The sequence below is a fragment of the Streptomyces sp. WAC 04229 genome (assembly GCF_003947455.1).
Classification (GTDB): domain Bacteria; phylum Actinomycetota; class Actinomycetes; order Streptomycetales; family Streptomycetaceae; genus Streptomyces.
The window spans coordinates 1-16,618 of sequence record NZ_QHJH01000152.1; the positions used below are offsets into that span (position 1 = coordinate 1).

Consider the following 16,618-nt stretch of genomic DNA (forward strand, 5'->3'; position numbering starts at 1 on the left):
GCACCTCGTGAAGAACGGTGTCTTACGTGTTCGGTCAGCAGACGTCAGTGGGAATTGCTCGCTCGGTTGGGAGGCTTGGGCCCCGCCCTAGCGCCACGGGTGGGGGGTGGGCACTGAGATGTTCCTTCCCACGCGCTGTGACTCAGACGTTCCTATCGCCGAAAAGGGACCCCGGATTGGTGTGTACCTCTTGGGCGCGGTGTGGGGAGCGTGAATTCGCCACGGCGAAATCGAACCTGGTCCTTCAAAGCGCGTGCGAGACCCGGCCTTTACCCCCCGCACGGGTGCTTCACTCTCGCACAAACCACTCATGGTCAACAAGGCGAGCGGGCAACATCGGCCCGCCTTTGAAAGAAGGTCAGATTCCGTCGCAACTCATGAAACGTGCAACGACTTTCCGTATTCTCCGCGCGCGCGTGCGACCCCCGGGTCAGATCTGCCAGGAGCGCAGCCGGTCCGCCGCGCCGTAGACGTCGGCCTTGCCGGACATCAGGTCGCGCGCGAGGTCGACCAGGGCGCCGTAGGGCGGGTCGATGCCGGTGCCGGCGGCGAACATGTAGGCCACGGCGGTCGCGCAGGCGAAGCGCGCGTTGGCCGAGGGCAGCGGTTTGAGTACGGCGAGGGTGTGCAGCAGCGCGGCGGCCCGCCAGGCCGGGTCGGAGTCCACCCCGAGGCGGGGCGGGTCCACGCGGTGCCGGGCGACGGCGGCCACCAGTGCGGAGAAGTCGTTGACCGTGGGCTGCTCCGGCAGCACTTCCTCGTGGCGCTGGAGCAGCCACGGCACGTCGATGTGCAGGACCGGGGCCATAAGTCAGGCGGCCCGCCCCTCGCCCCGGACGGCCGGTGGTTCGTCGTCGGGGAAGGCGGCCGCGAATTCGTCGGCGTGGGCCGAGAAGAACCGGCGGAACGCCTCCGCCCCCTCCTGCAGTGCCCGGTGCCGGGCTATGTCGGCGGCGGCCGCGTCCCGCACGAGCGCCTTCATCGACGTACCGCGCTCCTTGGCGATCTGCCGCAGGTCCTCGAGCTCGCGGTCGCTGAACTCCACGTTCAGAGCTGGCATGCCCCCACGGTACCGCTCCGGTACTGACCCGTAAATAGACCCAGGTCAGAGCCATAAGGGGACGGTACCGCGAGGGCCGCAGGCGGTCAGCCCTGGTCCGCCACGAAGGAGGCCATCCGGGCCAACGCCGCGTTCCAGTTGATGGTGTGCTCGTTGGTCGACCAGGACTGGATGTCGTCGATGAAGCAGAACTGGCCGACACAGCCCTGGAGCTTGCTCTGCGCGTAGGGGTCCTGAATGCTCGAGTTCGGCCCGCCGGAGAGGGTGCCGTCGGGCGGGTTGGGCAGTGCGGGGTCGAGCTGGTGGGCGTACCAGCGGCTGTGCTGGTTGTGCGCGTTGACCTCGCCGTAGCCGGTGACGTACGACATGTTCAGCGCGTTGCGGCCCAGGATGTAGTCCATGCTCTGGACGGCGCCGTCACGGTACTTGGAGCCGCCGGTGATGTCGTAGGCGGTGGCGAGGACGACGGCGTTGTTCAGGACCTGGTGGCTTGAGCCCCAGTCGTACAGGTTTCCGTCGGGCGCGTAGGGCATGCCGTACGGGTGCGCCCCCAGGGTCGCCAGGTAGCCGTCGGCGCCGCGGACGACGGAGCGGCGCACCTCGTCGCGGCCGGGGAGCCGGTTCGGGACGGTCGCCAGGTCCAGCCGGGCGGCGGCCGCCGTGCGCGCCCAGTCGAAGCCGATCGGGCCGAAGATGTCGGCGGTGTGGACCGGGGAGTTCAGCACGTACTCCTCGAAGTCCCGCTCCCCCGTGGTCAGGTACAGCTCGGCCGCGGCCCAGTAGAACTCGTCGTCGACCCGGCTGTCGGGGTAGGCGCCGCCGCCGATGCCGTCGCTCTCGTCGGCGAGCACGTCCGGGTGGGCCAGCGCCGCAGCCCAGGCGGTGCGGGCGGCGTTCAGCGCCTTCGCGGCGAAGTCCCGGTCGTAGGAGCGGTACAGGCGGGCCGCCTGAGCGGCCGTCGCCGCCAGGTTCAGGGTCGCCGCGGTGGTCGGCGGGTGGAGTTCGCGCTTCTGCGGGTCGTCGCTCGGCAGCAGCGGAAGCCCGGTCCACTGCTCGTCGTGGATCTTGTGATGGGCCATGCCGGCCAGCGGCTGCCCCTCGGGTACCTGCATCTTCAGCAGGAACTCCAGTTCCCAGCGGGCCTCGTCGAGGACGTCCGGCACCCGGTTGCCGCTCTCGGGGATGTCGAGGGTGCCGTCACCGAGCTTCGAGGGCTCGCCGGTCCGGGCGTGCAGCGAGCGCTCGTGGGTGCTCAGCAGCTCCCAGGTGGAGATGCCGCCGTTGACGACGTACTTGCCGTGGTCGCCGGCGTCGTACCAGCCGCCGGAGACGTCGAGGCTGTAGTCGCACACGCCGGGTTGGCAGGGCACCTCGGTGTCGCCCCGGTTGGGTGCCACGCCCACGTGCCCGGCGGGGCGGCCGTAGCCCGGGCGGAGTTCGTCGCTGATGGCGACGCCGCTGCGCTGCGTGTAGTAGTACTTCGCGGAGTCGGTGCGCAGCCGCTCGTAGGCGGCCGTGCCGATGTCGAACGGGCGGCTGGTCTCGCCGTCGGCGGTCAGCGTGTAGCCCTCGCCGCGCTTCTTGTACCGGCCGAAGTCGATCGAGTGGACGTTCTGCCCGGAGGAGGCGTCCACGCCGCGCGGCGTGCTGCGGCCGTGGGCGACGACCCGGCCGCCGGCGTCCTTGAGCTGCCAGGGCAGGGCGGCGGTCGCGTCGGTGACGAGGGTGGCGTTCTTCGGTCCCGAGGGCAGGTAGCCGACCTGGTTGACGCGGACCCGCGGTCCGGTGTCGGGGACGTGCGGCTCGGGCTCCACGCCGCCCAGCAGGGACACGTCGTCCACGCAGAACCGCCAGGCATCCGGCGTGCCGCCGAGCTGGAAGCCGACCTGGCCCTGGGTGGTGTCGACGGGCGAGGTGAAGGTGTACGCGTAGGTGTCGCCGGAGACGCTGAGCTGCGGGCTGACCTCGTAGTACGTGTCGTACGGGGCGACCGACAGGCCGACGATCGCGCGGACCACGTGGTCGGCGGGGGTGCCGGTCGCGGTGAAGGAGAACCGGTACGACTCCCCCGCGACCAGGGTGATGTCGTTCTGGCCGATCGCGGCGTCCCAGCGGTTGCTGGTGCCGCCGGGTGCGTCGGCGCACAGGCGGCCGTCGGACACCGCCGCCGTGACGTTGCTGCCGGCCCACCAGGATGCGGTGCCGTTGTCGAAGGTGCCGTTGCTGACCTGCTCGGTCTCGTCGGCCCCGGCCGGTGCGGCGGGCAGCGCCGTGACGGCCGCCGCCAGCAGGGCCGTCAGGGAGATGAGCGCGGTTCTGCGTCTTTTCACGTCCGGGCTCCTCGGGGGAGGTGGCGCTCCCGTGATGGGAGCGCTCCCAAATGCGGTCGCAGGCCATGCTTGTGGCAGACATGACATGCCGTCAACGGTCCGGACGGGACTGGTTTCCCGTCCGGACCCGCGCGTGACGGCTCAGACGGCGGGCGCCTCCAGGCGGCTGACGCGGATGGCCCCCCGCGCCTCTCCCGGGTGCCGGCTGGTCAGCGTGAGACGGACAGCCGAGCCCCGCACCGCGTCGAAGGTGACCACGGTGGGCGCGTCGGACGACGTGGCCCAGTCGGTCTCGGTGCCCCCGGCCGCCCGCCAGGCGCCGCCGTCCCAGACGGCGACCCCGACGGCCGCGGGCAGGCTGTGCGCGTCGTCGACGGTGAAGGAGACCTCGATCCGGCCGTAGCGTCGGGTGCGGCCGTGGGCGAGCGAGATCCAGTCCTCGGGGCGGGCGCCGTCGAAGGCGGGCAGCAGGGCGGTGGCCGCCTTGCGGAAGCCGTTGGACCAGCCGGTCGCGGGGTCGCCGTCGATCATGGCGGCGGGGAGGGTGTCGGGACGGCCGGAGTAGCTCGCGTCCGCGTGCGGGTGGTCCACGGGCGCGGGGTGCTCGGGGCGGAACTCGGGCGCGGGTGTGGTCGCCGGGTCCGGCGCCCGCCGGGCGCGCACGGTCGCCGTGCCCGTGCGCAGGCCGGGTGCGCGGGCGGACACCCGCAGCACGCCGGGCCGGGTGCCCGAGCGCACGATGGCGAGCGCCTTGCCGTGGAAGGCGGTGCGGGTACTGGCCTGGTAGCGCTCGGCGCTCTCCTGGCGGCCGTTGTCGAGTCCGGCCAGTGAGCCGCCCTCGACGTCGAAGGTGATCAGGTGCTCGGCGCCGGGCACCAGCACGCCGTGCCGGTCGACCACCTCGGCGGTCACGAAGACCAGGGACCGCCCGTCGGCGGCGACGGTCTCGCGGTCCGGGGTGAGGCGTACGGCGTGTGCCGCCCGGGCGGTGCGCAGGACGTCGGTGGCGACCGTCCTGCCCCCGCGCCGGGCGACGGCCTTCAGCTCCCCCGGCTCGAAGGGCACCCGCCAGGTCAGGTGGAGCTTGCCGGCGCTGCCGGTGGGGCTGGTGTAGCTGCCCGGGTAGGGGCCGTCGGTGAAGGTCTTGTCGTCACCGGTGGCCTCGGTGGTCTCCAGGTACGTCCGGCCGTCGGCGGTCCGCTTGGTGTCGAACCGGCGGGTACCCAGGGACCGCCCGTTCAGGAACAGCTCGACGGTGTCGACGGTGGCGTACGCCCAGACCTCCACGGTGTCGCCCTCGCGGTGGTTCCAGGTCTCCGGCAGCAGGTGGACCATGGGCTCGTCCGTCCACTGGCTGCGGAACAGGTGGTACATGTCCTTCGGGAAGCCGGCGGTGTCGACCGCGCCGAAGAAGGACGCCTTGACCGGGAAGACGTCGTACGGCGTGGGTTCCCCGATGTAGTCGATGCCGGACCACAGGAACTGGCCGGCGAACCACCTGCGGTCCCGGTCCTTCTTGTGGCCGTACTCGCCGCTCATGGTCCAGGAGGCGAGGTTGTTGTCGTAGGACGAGGTGGCCCGGCGTCCCGGGGTGTGGTTCTCGCCGGTGTTCAGGCGCTCCGGCTCCTGGTAGGTGCCGCGCGTGGAGGTCTCGGACGACGACTCGGACTCGAAGAGGAAGAGGTGCGGGTAGGCCGCGTGCAGGTCGTCGACGGACTTGGCGGTGTTGTAGTTGAGGCCCAGTCCGTCGAGCTTGGCCAGCATGAGGTCGGCCGCGGAGCCCTTGGCCGGCATTGCGCGGTACTTGTCGGAGCCGATGACGAGCGGCCGGGTGGCGTCGGCGGCCCGGATCGCGTCGATGATCCGGTCGGCCATGGCGAGGCCGGCGGTGGAGGTGGAGTCGGGGACCTCGTTGCCGATCGACCACATGACGACGGCGGGCGAGTTGCGGGCCGCGAGCACCATCTCGGTGGCGTCGCGCTCGCACCACTCGTCGAAGAAGCGGCCGTAGTCGTAGGGGTTCTTGCCGGTGCGCCAGCAGTCGAAGGCCTCCACCAGCATCACGATGCCCAGTTCCTCGCAGACCTCGATCATCTCGGGCGAGGGCGGGTTGTGGGAGGTGCGGAAGGCGTTGACGCCCATCGACTTCATGATCGTCATCTGGCGGCGGATCGCGTCGGCGCTGACGGCGGCGCCCAGTGCGCCGAGGTCGTGGTGGAGGTCGACGCCCTTGATCTTGGCGTACCTCCCGTTGAGGTGGAAGCCCTCCTCGGGGTCGACGCGGCAGGTGCGGATGCCGAAGGGGGTGCGGCAGGTGTCGACGGTCCGGCCGGCGACGCGCAGTTCGGTGTGCAGGGTGTACCGGTGCGGGTCCGCGAAGTCCCAGGTCCGGGGGTGGGGGACGGCGAGTTCGTGGATCTCGCCCGCCTCGTCGGTCACCCGGACCGTGGAGGCGGCCCGGGCCACCGTGCGTCCGTCGGCGTCCTCGACCGACGACCTGACCTCGACCTCGCGCACGGCGCCTGAGGTGTTGACGACGGCCGTCTCCACCCGGACGACGGCGCGTTCCGCGCTCACCCGGGGCGTGGTGACGTACGTGCCCCAGCGCCGTACGTGCACGGGCTCGGTGACCACGAGGCGGGCCTCGCGGTAGATGCCGCTGCCGGAGTACCAGCGGCTGCTCGGCAGCCGGTTGCGCACCTGCACCGCGAGGACGTTCTCGGTGCGGCCGTCGGTGTGGACCAGGTCGGTCAGGTCGAGGGCGAATCCGGTGTAGCCGTAGGGGTGGCGGCCGGCCTCCCGGCCGTTGCAGTGGACGCGGGCGTCCATGTAGACGCCGTCGAACTCGACCGAGATCCGCTTGCCGGACAGGGCGGACGGCAGGGTGAAGGCGAGCCGGTACCAGCCGAGGCCGCCGGGCAGGAAGCCGGTCCCGCTGGTGGTGCCGTGCTCGGTGGTGGGCGTCTGCTCGATGCTCCAGTCGTGCGGGACGGCGACCTCCCGCCAGGCCGCGTCGTCGTACGCGGGGTCGGCGGGGGCGGTGGAACCCTCGGCGGACCCGTCGGGGTCGGCGAGCCAGAAGCGCCAGCCGTCGCGCAGGGCGACGGTCCGGCGGCCCGGGGCACCGCCCGTCGCGTCCGCGGCCGACGCCGTGGGGGCGGCGAGGACCGCCCCGGCCGCGGGCGTGGCCGCGGAGGCGATCAGTACCGATCTGCGCGTGACCGTCATGACGCATCTCCCTCATCGGGGCTCAGAAGTACTCACAACTGATCGTGACCAAACAGATTCTGACGTCCTGGCATACGCCCTCGTCAAGGCCACGGAAAGCACTTTCTGTCGGCGGCGTCCCGACCGTCCGGTGACCCCCGCGGCCATGGAGCCGCGTGGGCCCGGTGGTTCGGGTCCGCACGGGGCCCGGACGCACTAGGCTGGGAAGCAGGTGACGCGCTGTTCACCGTGGGTGTGCGCAATGGAGTGGCGACGATGAGTCCGGTCAACCCGTTCGACGATGCCGCCACCGCCCGCGTCGTAGTCGACGACTCCGGCACCCTGCGGGAGTGGAACGAGGGCGCCCGTCTGCTGCTCGGCCACGTGGCCGCCGACGTCGTCGGACGCCCCGCCGCCGCGCTGCTGGCCGACGGCACCGAGCCCACCCCTCCCGGGCGCGACGACCACCAGTGGAGCGGCACCCTGGAGCTGCGGCACCGGGACGGGCACACCGTGTCGGTGTGGGTGCTCGCCCACCGCAGACCGCAGGACGGCCGGCCGGACACCTGGCTCGCCGTGGCAGCCCTGGAGGCGGGCCCCGAACCGGCGGACGACCCGCTGGTCAGCGCGGCGCTGACGCAGTCTCCCTGCGCCATGATGATCTTCGACGACCGGCTCCTGCTGCGCGGTGTCAACGACGCGATGGCACAGCTGGTGGGACTCCCGCAACACCGGCTGCGCGGCCTGCGGGCCACCGACATCAGCAGCCGTCGGCAGAACAGCGAACTCGAACGGCACATGCGGCGGGTCCTGGAGTCCGGCCGCCGCTCCGACATGCAGACCCATCTCAGGGCCGTCGGCGAGAGCCGCGCCCACGCGTGGAACGCCCGGATCGCACCCCTGACCGCCCCGGACGGCCGCGTGATCGGCGTCTGCGTGAGCGCCCACGACTTCACCGAGCAGCACCTCGCGAGGGAGCGGCTGCAACTGGTCAACGAGGCCAGCGTGCGCATCGGCAGCACCCTCGACGTCACCCGTACGGCACAGGAACTGGCGGAGGTGTGCGTGCCCGCGCTCGCCGACCTCGTCACCGTCGACCTGCTGGACCCGCGCGAGAACGGCGGCGAGCCCGCCACCGTGGTCGAACCGCCGGTGGCCCTGCGCAGGACGGCCCAGCAGTCGGTCACCCGGGGCCACCCGCCGGCGGTGGCCGAGACCGGCGAACTGGACGTCTACCCGGCCGGTTCGCCGCAGGCCGAGTGCCTGCTCTCGGGGCAGGCGATCGTGGCCTCGGAGACCTTCGGCGACCTCGAACACTGGCTGGATTGGGACCCGGTCCGGCTCAGGCGGGTGCGGGAGTTCGGCGTCCACTCCCTGATGTCGGTGCCGCTCCAGGCCCGCGGCACCACCCTCGGCGTGGCGGTCTTCACCCGGTTCCGGCGCCCCTACCCGTTCACCCACGACGACGTGCTGCTGGCCGAGGAGGTCACCGCCCGCGCCGCCGTCTGCATCGACAACGCCCGCCGCTACTCCCGCGAGCGCGAGGCCACGCTCACTCTCCAGCGCAGCCTGCTCCCCCGGTGGCTGCCGCCCACCGCCGCGGTGGAGGCGGCCTCCCGCTACCTGCCGGCCGCCCGCGCGGGGGTCGGCGGCGACTGGTTCGACGTCATCCCGCTGTCCGGGATGCGGGTGGCCGTGGTCGTCGGGGACGTCGTCGGCCACGGCATCCAGGCGTCGGCGACGATGGGCCGGCTGCGCACCGCCGTCCGCACCCTCGCCGACATCGACCTGACGCCCGAGGAACTGCTCACCCACCTCGACGACCTGGTGGTCCGGCTCTCCGAGGAGTCGGGCGAGGACAGCGCGGGCGAGGTCGGCGCCACCTGCCTGTACGCGGTGTACGACCCGGTCTCCCGCCAGTGCGCCCTGGCCCGGGCAGGGCATCCGGCGCCCCTCCTGGTACCGCCCGACGGACCGCCCCGGCTGCTCGAACTGCCCTCGGGGCCGCCGCTGGGCGTGGGCGGGCTGCCGTTCGAGTCGGCGGAGCTGGAGCTGCGCGAGGGCAGCGTGCTGGCGCTCTACACCGACGGCCTGATCGAGAGCCGGGACCGGGACGCCGACGCCGGCCAGTCGCTGCTCCGCGAGGCGCTGTCGGCCCCGGCCGACTCCCTGGACGTCGCCTGCGACCGCGTACTGCGCACCCTGCTCCCGTCGGGCAGCGCGGCCGACGACGTGGCGCTGCTGCTGGCCCGCACCCGGGGGCTGCCCGCCGGACAGGTCGCCACCTGGGACATCCCCGCCGACCCCTCGCTGGTCGCCCCGGTGCGCAAGCAGGTCCTCGAACAGCTGTCCACCTGGGGCCTGCTGGAGGCGTCCTTCACCGCCGAACTGGTGGTGAGCGAGCTGGTCACCAACGCCATCCGGTACGGCTCCCCGCCCATCCGGCTGCGGCTGATCCACGACGCGGCCACGCTGATCTGCGAGGTCTCCGACACCAGCCACACCGCGCCCCACCTGCGCCGGGCCAAGACCTGGGACGAGGGCGGCCGCGGCCTGCTGCTGGTGGCCCAGCTCACCCAGCGCTGGGGCAGCCGGCACACGACCGACGGCAAGACGATCTGGGCGGAGCTGGGGCTGCTCGACGAGGAATGAGGCTCCCCGTTTCCCGGGCGGTGTGACGGGACACCCGTGGGGAACGGGGCGTACGGCGCCGCGCCGGGGCGCGCCGTGCGCGAGACCTGACGGGAGTGTGGAAAGCGATGGCGAACACGTCCCAGCCGCTGCGCCGGACGGCCCTGCTCGCGAGCGGGGCCGCGCTTCTCGGCCTGCTGAGCGCCTGCGGCACCGAGAGCGGCACGTCGGGCACCCCCCGGCCCGCCGAGTCCGCCCGCACGACCGCTACCGGCCCCGGGGCCGCGACGGACCCCGGTACCGCGACCGGCACCGCGCCGAGCGACACCGCGGGATCGGCCTCCGCCTCGGGCCGTACCGACGGCCGCTGCCACACCTCCGAACTGCGCGCCGCGGCGACCCGGGCGCCGGGCAGCGGAACTTCCCGGTGGTGCTGACCAACACCGCCGACCGCACCTGCACGCTGTACGGCCATCCCGGCGCCGCCTTCCTGGACGCGTCCGGCAAGCAGCTGGGCCCGGACCCGGAGCGCACGCCCGCCTCCCCGCGCACCGTCACGCTGACGCCGGGCGAGAGCGCCTGGGCCGGGCTGTCGTTCTCCAGCCCGCAGATCAGCGGCGCCCGCACGGCGACCCCGGCGGCCCTGCTCGTCACCCCGCCGGACGAGCACGACCCCCTCGAGGTGAAGTGGACGGCCGGCGAGGTCCCGGTGGGCGGCGACGAGTCGTCGGTGTCCGTCACCGCCCTGGAGGCGGGCACGGGCCCCTGAGGCGCCCGTGCCAGGATCAGTGGCCGGCGATCGGGTGGGGCGCGTAGGGGCGCTCCAGCTCCTCGGTCTCCTTCTCACTGAGCGTCAGCTCCACCGCTGCCACGGCGTCGTCGAGGTGCCCCGGCTTCGACGCGCCGACGATCGGCGCGGTCACCGTGTCCTGGTGCAGCAGCCAGGCGAGGGCGACCTGGGCGCGCGGTACTCCGCGCTCGCCGGCGATGCGGGTGACCGCCTCGACCACGGCCCGGTCGCCCTCCTGGTAGAGGGTGCTGCCGAAGTTGTCGGTGGCGCTGCGCTCGGTGGCGGTGTCCCAGTCGCGGGTGAGCCGGCCGCGGGCGAGCGGGCTCCAGGGCAGCACGCCGACGCCCTGGTCCGCGCAGAGGGGCAGCATCTCGCGCTCCTCCTCGCGGTAGACGAGGTTGTAGTGGTTCTGCATCGACACGAACCTCGTCCAGCCGTGCCGCTCGGCGGTGTACTGCATCTTGGAGAACTGCCAGGCGTACATCGAACTTGCCCCGATGTAACGGACCTTGCCCGCCTTCACCAGGTCGTGCAGGGCCTCCATCGTCTCCTCGACCGGGGTGTCCGGGTCGTAGCGGTGGATCTGGTAGAGGTCGACGTAGTCGGTGCCCAGCCGCCGGAGGCTGTGGTCGATCTCCGTCATGATCGCCTTGCGGGACAGGCCGGCGCCGTTGGGTCCGGGCCGCATCCGGCCGTTGACCTTGGTCGCGAGCACGATGTCGTCGCGGCGGGCGAAGTCGCGCAGCGCCTTGCCGACGATCTCCTCACTGGTGCCGTCGGAGTAGACGTTGGCGGTGTCGAAGAAGGTGATGCCGGCCTCCAGCGCCCGCCGGACGAGCGGACGCGAGGCCTCCTCGTCGAGCGTCCACTCGTGCGTGCCGCGGTCCGGGACTCCGTACGTCATGCAGCCCAGGCAGATCCGCGACACGTCCAGGCCCGTCGAACCGAGCTTCACGTACTGCATCGTTGCTGCTCCTGTCTTCCCGATCATCCGTACCAGGGCGAGCGTACGTCTTCGCGCGCGCTCGAACCCCGGCGCCGATAGTCCGCCGATAACGCCCACGGCTAGCGTCTCGGCGACCCTGTCGCGTCCGGTGAAAGGCATCCCGTGAAGAAACTGGCCTCCGTCCTCCTCGCCGCCGTGTTCCTCGGCGGCATGTCCGTCGCCGCAGCGCCCGCGGCCTCGGCGGCCACCGCGCCGGGCGCCACCGCGTCGGCGGCGCCCGGCTGCGTCACCGAGACCAAGGAGGTGGACTGGGGGTACGGAACGATCACCGTGTGCGTCAACGAGGACGGCTCCGCCCGGGCCTACGGCGACCTCCATTGCACCGCGCCCGGCGCCGTCCACGTGCTGTGGGAGATCGGCTGGGAGACGACGTCCGGTGTCAAGGTCTCTACCGTGGCGATGGCCGGCCTCAGCGACGACGACGTCGAGTTCGACGTCGACCCCTCGGCCGGCGCCGACGGGATCGAGGGGATCACCGGAGTGGACGAGATCTACCTGACCGAGATCTTCATGTGATCCCCGGCCCGCGCGGGCACGGTGTCAGCCCACCGTGCCCGCGCGGGCACGGTCTCAGCCCACCCGCTCCGACACGGTGATGGCGCCGACGGGGCACGCGCGGGCGGCCTCCCGCACCAGGGCGCTGCCGCCCCCGTCCTCCCGGCCGGGGCGGAGCGCGCTGTAGCCGTCGTCGTCCTGGGTGAAGACCTCCGGGGCGGTCAGGGCGCACTGCCCCGCCCCGATGCAGGTGTTCTGGTCGATGCCGATGTGCATGTGCGGACCCTCCTACCAGGCCACGGGGAGTTCCAGCATCCCCTGGATCGTGTCGCCGGGCTTGAAGGGGATCTCCTCCGCCGGGGCGGCCAGGCGCAGTTCGGGCAGCCGCTCGAAGAGGCTGCGCAGGGCGATCTCCAGTTCGGCGCGGGCCAGGTTCTGGCCCAGGCACTGGTGGATGCCGAACCCGAAGGCGACGTGATGGCGGGCCGGACGGTGCCAGTCCAGGGCGTCCGGCTCGGGGTAGACCGTCTCGTCCCGGTTGATGACGGAGGTGGCGAAGACGACGCCGTCTCCGGCCCGGATGGTCTGACCCTCCACCTCGATGTCCTCGACGGCCGTCCGGAGCAGTCCGTCCGCGATCGAGAGCACCCGCATCAGTTCCTCGACGGCGCCCGGCAGGAGCCCGGGATCCGCGCGCAGTTCGGCCAGGCGCCCGGGGTTCCGCAGGAGCGTGAAGGTGCCCAGGGAGATCATGTTGGCGGTGGTCTCGTGGCCGGCGACCAGCAGGACGACCGCGAAGGCGATCAACTGGTCACGGTCCAGCGCTCCTTCGCTCAGCTGCTGCCGGACCAGGTCGTCCAGCAGACCCTCGCCGGGCTCCTTCCGCTTGCGGTCGACCAGCTCCCCCAGGTACGACTCCAGTCGGTCGCGCGCCTCGAGGGTGTCCTCGGGCCGGGGGCCGCGCAGCAGCCGGCGGGACTGCTCCTCGAAGAAGTCGTGGTCGGCGTAGGGGACGCCGAGCAGCGCGCAGATCACCATCGAGGGCACCGGCAGCGCGAAGGCCGGTACCAGGTCGGCGGGCGGGCCCTGCGCGATCATCGCGTCGAGCCGTTCGTCGACGATCTCCTGGATGCGCGGGCGCATGGCGGCGGCGCGCTTGAGGGTGAACTCCGGGAGCACCATTCTGCGTTGGGCGCGGTGTTCCGGGTCGTCGACGCCGAGCAGGGCGGGACTGCGGCCCCGTACCGCGGTGAGCCGTGCCGAGGTGGCGGGGAAGCCGTCGCGGGTGCGGTCGGTCGACAGCCGCTGGTCGGCCAGCAGCCGGCGGGCGATGGTGTGCCCGGTGACGAGCCAGACGGGGCGGCCGTCGAAGAGGGTGACGCGGGCCAGCGGACGGGTGGCGCGCAGCGGGTCGTAGGCGCCGGGCGGGTGGTAGGGACAGGTCCGGTCCTGCGGGAAGGCGACGGGGTGCGTCGTGTCCGTGTCCGTCATGGAAGACCTCGCAGACGAAGAGTGCGTCGTGCAGATCTTCATTAGATGCCTCGGGCATCTATGCGGCGACGCCAAGTTCGGCCAGATCGGTGACGGGGGACAGACTGGCCGGGGACCACCGGGCGCGGGGCGCCACTCGGGCCCGGCGGGGCCGGGCGCGCCGTGTTCGTGGCGCGATGGGACCGTCCGCGAGCACCGACCGCCCGCCGGATCCGGCCGGGCGGCACGGTGCCCGGTGGTTCGGGAGCAGGATGCGGTATGGATGGAAGGGGTCCGCACCGGTCGGTGACGTACACCGGGCCGGTCGGCCCGACGAACCGAGCGACCGAGTGACCGAGCGACGACGGAACGGATGCACACATGCCTCTGGACGGCGAGTACGAACCCAGCCCGACGAAGTGGGTGCGCGAACAGGTCGAGCTGTACGAGAGCTCGGGCGGCACGAAGGGCACGACCCTGCAGAACACGGGCCTGCCCGTGATCGTGCTGACCACCCGGGGCGCCAAGAGCGGGAAGATCCGCAAGACGCCGCTGATGCGGGTCGAGCAGGACGGCACGTACGCCGTGGTGGCCTCCCTGGGCGGCGCCCCCAAGCACCCGGTCTGGTACTTCAACGTGAAGGCCGACCCCCACGTGGAACTGCAGGACGGGCCGGTGCGGCGCGACATGACGGCCCGTGAGGTCACCGGCGTGGAGAAGGCCGAGTGGTGGGAGCGTGCGGTCGCGGCGTATCCGCCGTACGCCGACTACCAGAAGAAGACGGACCGGGAGATCCCCGTGTTCGTCCTGGAGCCGGCCGACGGAAGCTGAGCCGGGCGTACCCGATTCCCGGCGACGGCGTGCATGGAGCGCCGGGTTCCGGGCATCCGGAGGTCAGGCCCCGCCGCGTTCCCCCGTCGCGGCGGGGCTTTCCGCTGCCTCGCGCGCGGGGCGGTCGGTGACGTCGAGGAAGATCTCCCCCGCCTCGGGCACGGTGTGGGCGATCGAGCGCTTGATGCGCACCGCGACCTCCTCCACCCGTTCGCTGTCCATGCCCGGCATCAGGTCGACGCGCGCGGCCACCAGGGTGGAATCGAGGCCGGTCTTCATGGTGAACAGCGCCTCGACGCTGTCGATCTCCGGCTGCGCCTCCAGCAGGGCGCAGATCCGGCCGCTGGCCTCGGGGTCGGCGGCCTCGCCGATCAGCTGGTCGCGGGCCTCGCGGCCCAGCCGGTAGGCGACGTACACGAGCAGTCCGCCGATCGCGAGCGAGGCGCAGGCCTCCCAGACCACCTGGCCGGTGACCATGTGCAGGACCATGCCGGCCATGGCGAGGGTCACCCCGAGCACCGCGGTGCCGTCCTCGGCGACGACCGTGCGCAGGGCCGGGTCGCGCAGCCCGGTGGCGATGCCGCCCTGGCCCCGCACCTGGTGCAGGGCCCGCAGCAGCGAGGCACCCTCGGCGAGCAGCGCGATGCCGAGCACGACGAGTCCGGCCACGTAACCGCTCAGTTCCTCGTCGGCGCCGCTGCGCAGGGCCTCGACGCCCTGGTAGAAGGAGAAGCAGCCGCCCATCACGAAGATGCCGACGGCGGCGAGGAGCGACCAGAAGAAGCGCTCCTTGCCGTAGCCGAAGGGGTGCTTGCGGTCGGCGGGGCGGCGGCTGCGGCGCAGGGCGGCGAGCAGGAAGACCTCGTTCATGCTGTCCGCCACCGAGTGCGCGGCCTCCGACAGCAGCGCGGGCGATCCCGCCAGGAATCCGCCGATCGCCTTGGCGACGGCGATCACCAGATTGGCCGCGAGGGCGACCAGCACGGTCACCCGGGTCCTGCGGTCGTCCTTGGTCTCGGCGCTCACGTTCCTCCCGTCACGGTTCTCGTCACCGCTCCTGTCACCCTTCTCGCAGTCCGCCCCGTCGCCCTGCCGGCCTGCCTGCTCCTGTGCGGCTGTCCCACTCACGAAGGGCCGAATGCCCGTGGCGGCGGCACTCACACCCCGCCTTGTGGGTGGCCCACCAGTGCCGACGGCCGAAAACGGGGAACGCGTCCACCAGGGCACCCGGAAGACTGGAGGCAGGCCCATGAGCGGTGACGGCGGCACGCCGGGCAACAGCGGGTACGGCAGGAAGCCGTTCAAGCGGTCCAAGAGCCACTTCGCGGACCGGATCACCGCGGACGGCCGCGACGGCTGGCCGGTGGAGTCCGGCCGGTACCGCCTGGTGGTCAGCCGGGCCTGTCCGTGGGCGAGCCGGGCCCTGGTCTCGCGGCGGCTGCTCGGGCTGGAGGACGCCCTGTCCCTGGCCGTGGCCGATCCGATCCAGGACGACCGCAGCTGGCGGTTCACGCTGGATCCGGACGGCCGCGACCCGGTGCTCGGCATCCGCTACCTGGGCGAGGCCTACGACCGGCGGGAGACCGGCTATCCGGGCGGGGTGAGCGTTCCCGCGATCGTGGACGTGCCCACCGGGGCGCTGGTCACCAACGACTACCAGCGGATCACCCTGGACCTCGCCACCGAGTGGACTTCGCTGCACCGGCCGGGCGCGCCCGACCTGTATCCCGAGTCGCGGCGCGACGAGATCGACGAGGTGATGGCCGGCGTCTACGAGGACGTCAACAACGGCGTGTACCGGGCCGGCTTCGCCACCGGCCAGGAGGAGTACGAGGCCGCCTGCGCGGGCGTCTTCCGGCGGCTGGAGCAGCTGGCGCCCCGACTGGAGCGGCAGCGCTACCTGGTCGGTGACACCGTCACCGAGGCCGACATCCGGCTGTTCACGACGCTGGTCCGGTTCGACGCCGTCTACCACGGCCACTTCAAGTGCAACCGCTGGAAGCTGGCGGAGCACCCGGTGCTGTGGGGGTACGTCCGCGACCTGTTCCAGACGCCCGGGTTCGGGGACACCGTCGACTTCGACCACATCAAGCGCCACTACTACCAGGTGCACACCGGCATCAACCCGACGGCGATCGTGCCCCTGGGCCCGGACCTCGCCGGCTGGCTCACGCCCCACCACCGGGAGGAGCTGGGCGGGCGGCCGTTCGGTGACGGCACTCCGCCCGGGCCCGTCCGGGCCGGCGAGGAGGTGCCGGTACCGGGCCGGCCCTGACCCTTCCGCAGACACCACGCACCCCACGCAAGGAGAGATACGCATGGCGAAGCCCAAGAAGAAGAAGCTCCCGCTCGCCTACAAGCCCGTCGGGTTCGCGCTCGGCTGGGTGGGCGGCACACTGGCCGGGATGGCGTTCCAGAAGACCTGGAAGCTGATCCGGCACGAGGACGACGCTCCCGACGCGCTGGACCCGGACCGCGGCTGGGGCGAGATCCTGCTGGCCGCCGCGATCCAGGGCGCCATCTTCGCGGCGGTGCGCAGCGCCGTGGACCGTACGGGCGCCAAGGCCATTGAGCGCTCGACCGGTGTGTGGCCGGTCGACAAGGGCGGACGGGACTGACCGCGCCGCGGTCCCCTCGACCGCGTCGCGGTCCCCTTCTCCCCCGCTCCCCCCCCCGTTATCTTTTTCGCGGTCCTGCAAGAGGGCCGCTGGCCTCCGGGCCCGGCATGACTGTTGCCCCCTGTCGACGGGATGACCTGGGGGGTGGTGTCACCGGGTCCGAGGGGTGCCGTCGGAGAC

Annotated in this window: 13 protein-coding genes and 1 pseudogene; 6 read left to right on the forward strand and 8 right to left on the reverse strand. The window is 72.4% G+C overall.

The window, feature by feature from the left end:
* Positions 1–430: 430 nt before the first annotated feature.
* From DMH12_RS28955 to DMH12_RS28970, 4 genes are all read right to left on the reverse strand, one after another.
* On the reverse strand, positions 431–808 hold the full coding sequence (locus DMH12_RS28955; RefSeq protein ID WP_125494390.1) for a toxin Doc: 378 nt from the start codon (positions 806–808) through the stop codon (positions 431–433).
* Positions 809–811: 3 nt separating this feature from the next.
* Positions 812–1,060 carry a hypothetical protein gene (locus DMH12_RS28960; protein WP_125494391.1) on the reverse strand — a complete coding sequence of 83 codons (249 nt, stop codon included), beginning with the start codon at positions 1,058–1,060 and terminating at the stop codon, positions 812–814.
* 86 nt (positions 1,061–1,146) lie between these two features.
* A complete protein-coding gene (locus tag DMH12_RS28965; protein ID WP_125494392.1) occupies positions 1,147–3,390 on the reverse strand; it encodes a glycoside hydrolase family 9 protein in 2,244 nt (747 codons plus the stop codon).
* Between the two features lie 141 nt (positions 3,391–3,531).
* Positions 3,532–6,618 (reverse strand): glycoside hydrolase family 2 TIM barrel-domain containing protein, encoded by a 3,087-nt coding sequence (locus DMH12_RS28970; protein WP_125494393.1) that lies wholly within the window; start codon positions 6,616–6,618, stop codon positions 3,532–3,534.
* A gap of 255 nt (positions 6,619–6,873) precedes the next feature.
* Between DMH12_RS28970 and DMH12_RS28975 the strand changes: the two genes are divergently transcribed.
* The gene (locus tag DMH12_RS28975) at positions 6,874–9,249 is read left to right on the forward strand and encodes a SpoIIE family protein phosphatase (RefSeq protein ID WP_125494394.1); all 2,376 of its coding nucleotides are present in this window, start codon (positions 6,874–6,876) and stop codon (positions 9,247–9,249) included.
* 107 nt (positions 9,250–9,356) lie between these two features.
* Positions 9,357–9,997, forward strand: a pseudogene (locus tag DMH12_RS40010) (DUF4232 domain-containing protein).
* A gap of 16 nt (positions 9,998–10,013) precedes the next feature.
* Here DMH12_RS40010 and DMH12_RS28985 read toward each other — a convergent pair.
* On the reverse strand, positions 10,014–10,982 hold the full coding sequence (locus tag DMH12_RS28985; protein WP_125494395.1) for an aldo/keto reductase: 969 nt from the start codon (positions 10,980–10,982) through the stop codon (positions 10,014–10,016).
* Between the two features lie 144 nt (positions 10,983–11,126).
* Between DMH12_RS28985 and DMH12_RS28990 the strand changes: the two genes are divergently transcribed.
* The gene (locus DMH12_RS28990; protein ID WP_125494396.1) at positions 11,127–11,540 is read left to right on the forward strand and encodes a hypothetical protein; all 414 of its coding nucleotides are present in this window, start codon (positions 11,127–11,129) and stop codon (positions 11,538–11,540) included.
* Positions 11,541–11,594: 54 nt separating this feature from the next.
* On the opposite strand, the gene DMH12_RS28995 is transcribed toward DMH12_RS28990, so the two are convergent.
* Both DMH12_RS28995 and DMH12_RS29000 read right to left on the reverse strand, forming a co-directional pair.
* Positions 11,595–11,795: a ferredoxin gene (locus tag DMH12_RS28995; protein ID WP_125494397.1), complete on the reverse strand. Its 201-nt coding sequence runs from the start codon at positions 11,793–11,795 to the stop codon at positions 11,595–11,597.
* Positions 11,796–11,807: 12 nt separating this feature from the next.
* The gene (locus tag DMH12_RS29000; RefSeq protein ID WP_125494398.1) at positions 11,808–13,010 is read right to left on the reverse strand and encodes a cytochrome P450; all 1,203 of its coding nucleotides are present in this window, start codon (positions 13,008–13,010) and stop codon (positions 11,808–11,810) included.
* 360 nt (positions 13,011–13,370) lie between these two features.
* Between DMH12_RS29000 and DMH12_RS29005 the strand changes: the two genes are divergently transcribed.
* Positions 13,371–13,820: a nitroreductase family deazaflavin-dependent oxidoreductase gene (locus DMH12_RS29005; protein ID WP_122615218.1), complete on the forward strand. Its 450-nt coding sequence runs from the start codon at positions 13,371–13,373 to the stop codon at positions 13,818–13,820.
* Positions 13,821–13,883: 63 nt separating this feature from the next.
* Here the strand turns inward: DMH12_RS29005 and DMH12_RS29010 are convergent, their stop codons facing one another.
* Entirely contained in the window at positions 13,884–14,804 is a 921-nt protein-coding gene (locus DMH12_RS29010; RefSeq protein ID WP_125494401.1) for a cation diffusion facilitator family transporter, read from the reverse strand.
* A gap of 265 nt (positions 14,805–15,069) precedes the next feature.
* On the opposite strand from DMH12_RS29010, the gene DMH12_RS29015 reads away from it, so the two are divergent.
* Together DMH12_RS29015 and DMH12_RS29020 are read left to right on the forward strand one after the other, a co-directional pair.
* Positions 15,070–16,095 carry a glutathione S-transferase family protein gene (locus DMH12_RS29015; RefSeq protein ID WP_125494399.1) on the forward strand — a complete coding sequence of 342 codons (1,026 nt, stop codon included), beginning with the start codon at positions 15,070–15,072 and terminating at the stop codon, positions 16,093–16,095.
* 43 nt (positions 16,096–16,138) lie between these two features.
* Positions 16,139–16,438 carry a DUF4235 domain-containing protein gene (locus tag DMH12_RS29020; RefSeq protein ID WP_122615220.1) on the forward strand — a complete coding sequence of 100 codons (300 nt, stop codon included), beginning with the start codon at positions 16,139–16,141 and terminating at the stop codon, positions 16,436–16,438.
* Positions 16,439–16,618: the final 180 nt, after the last annotated feature.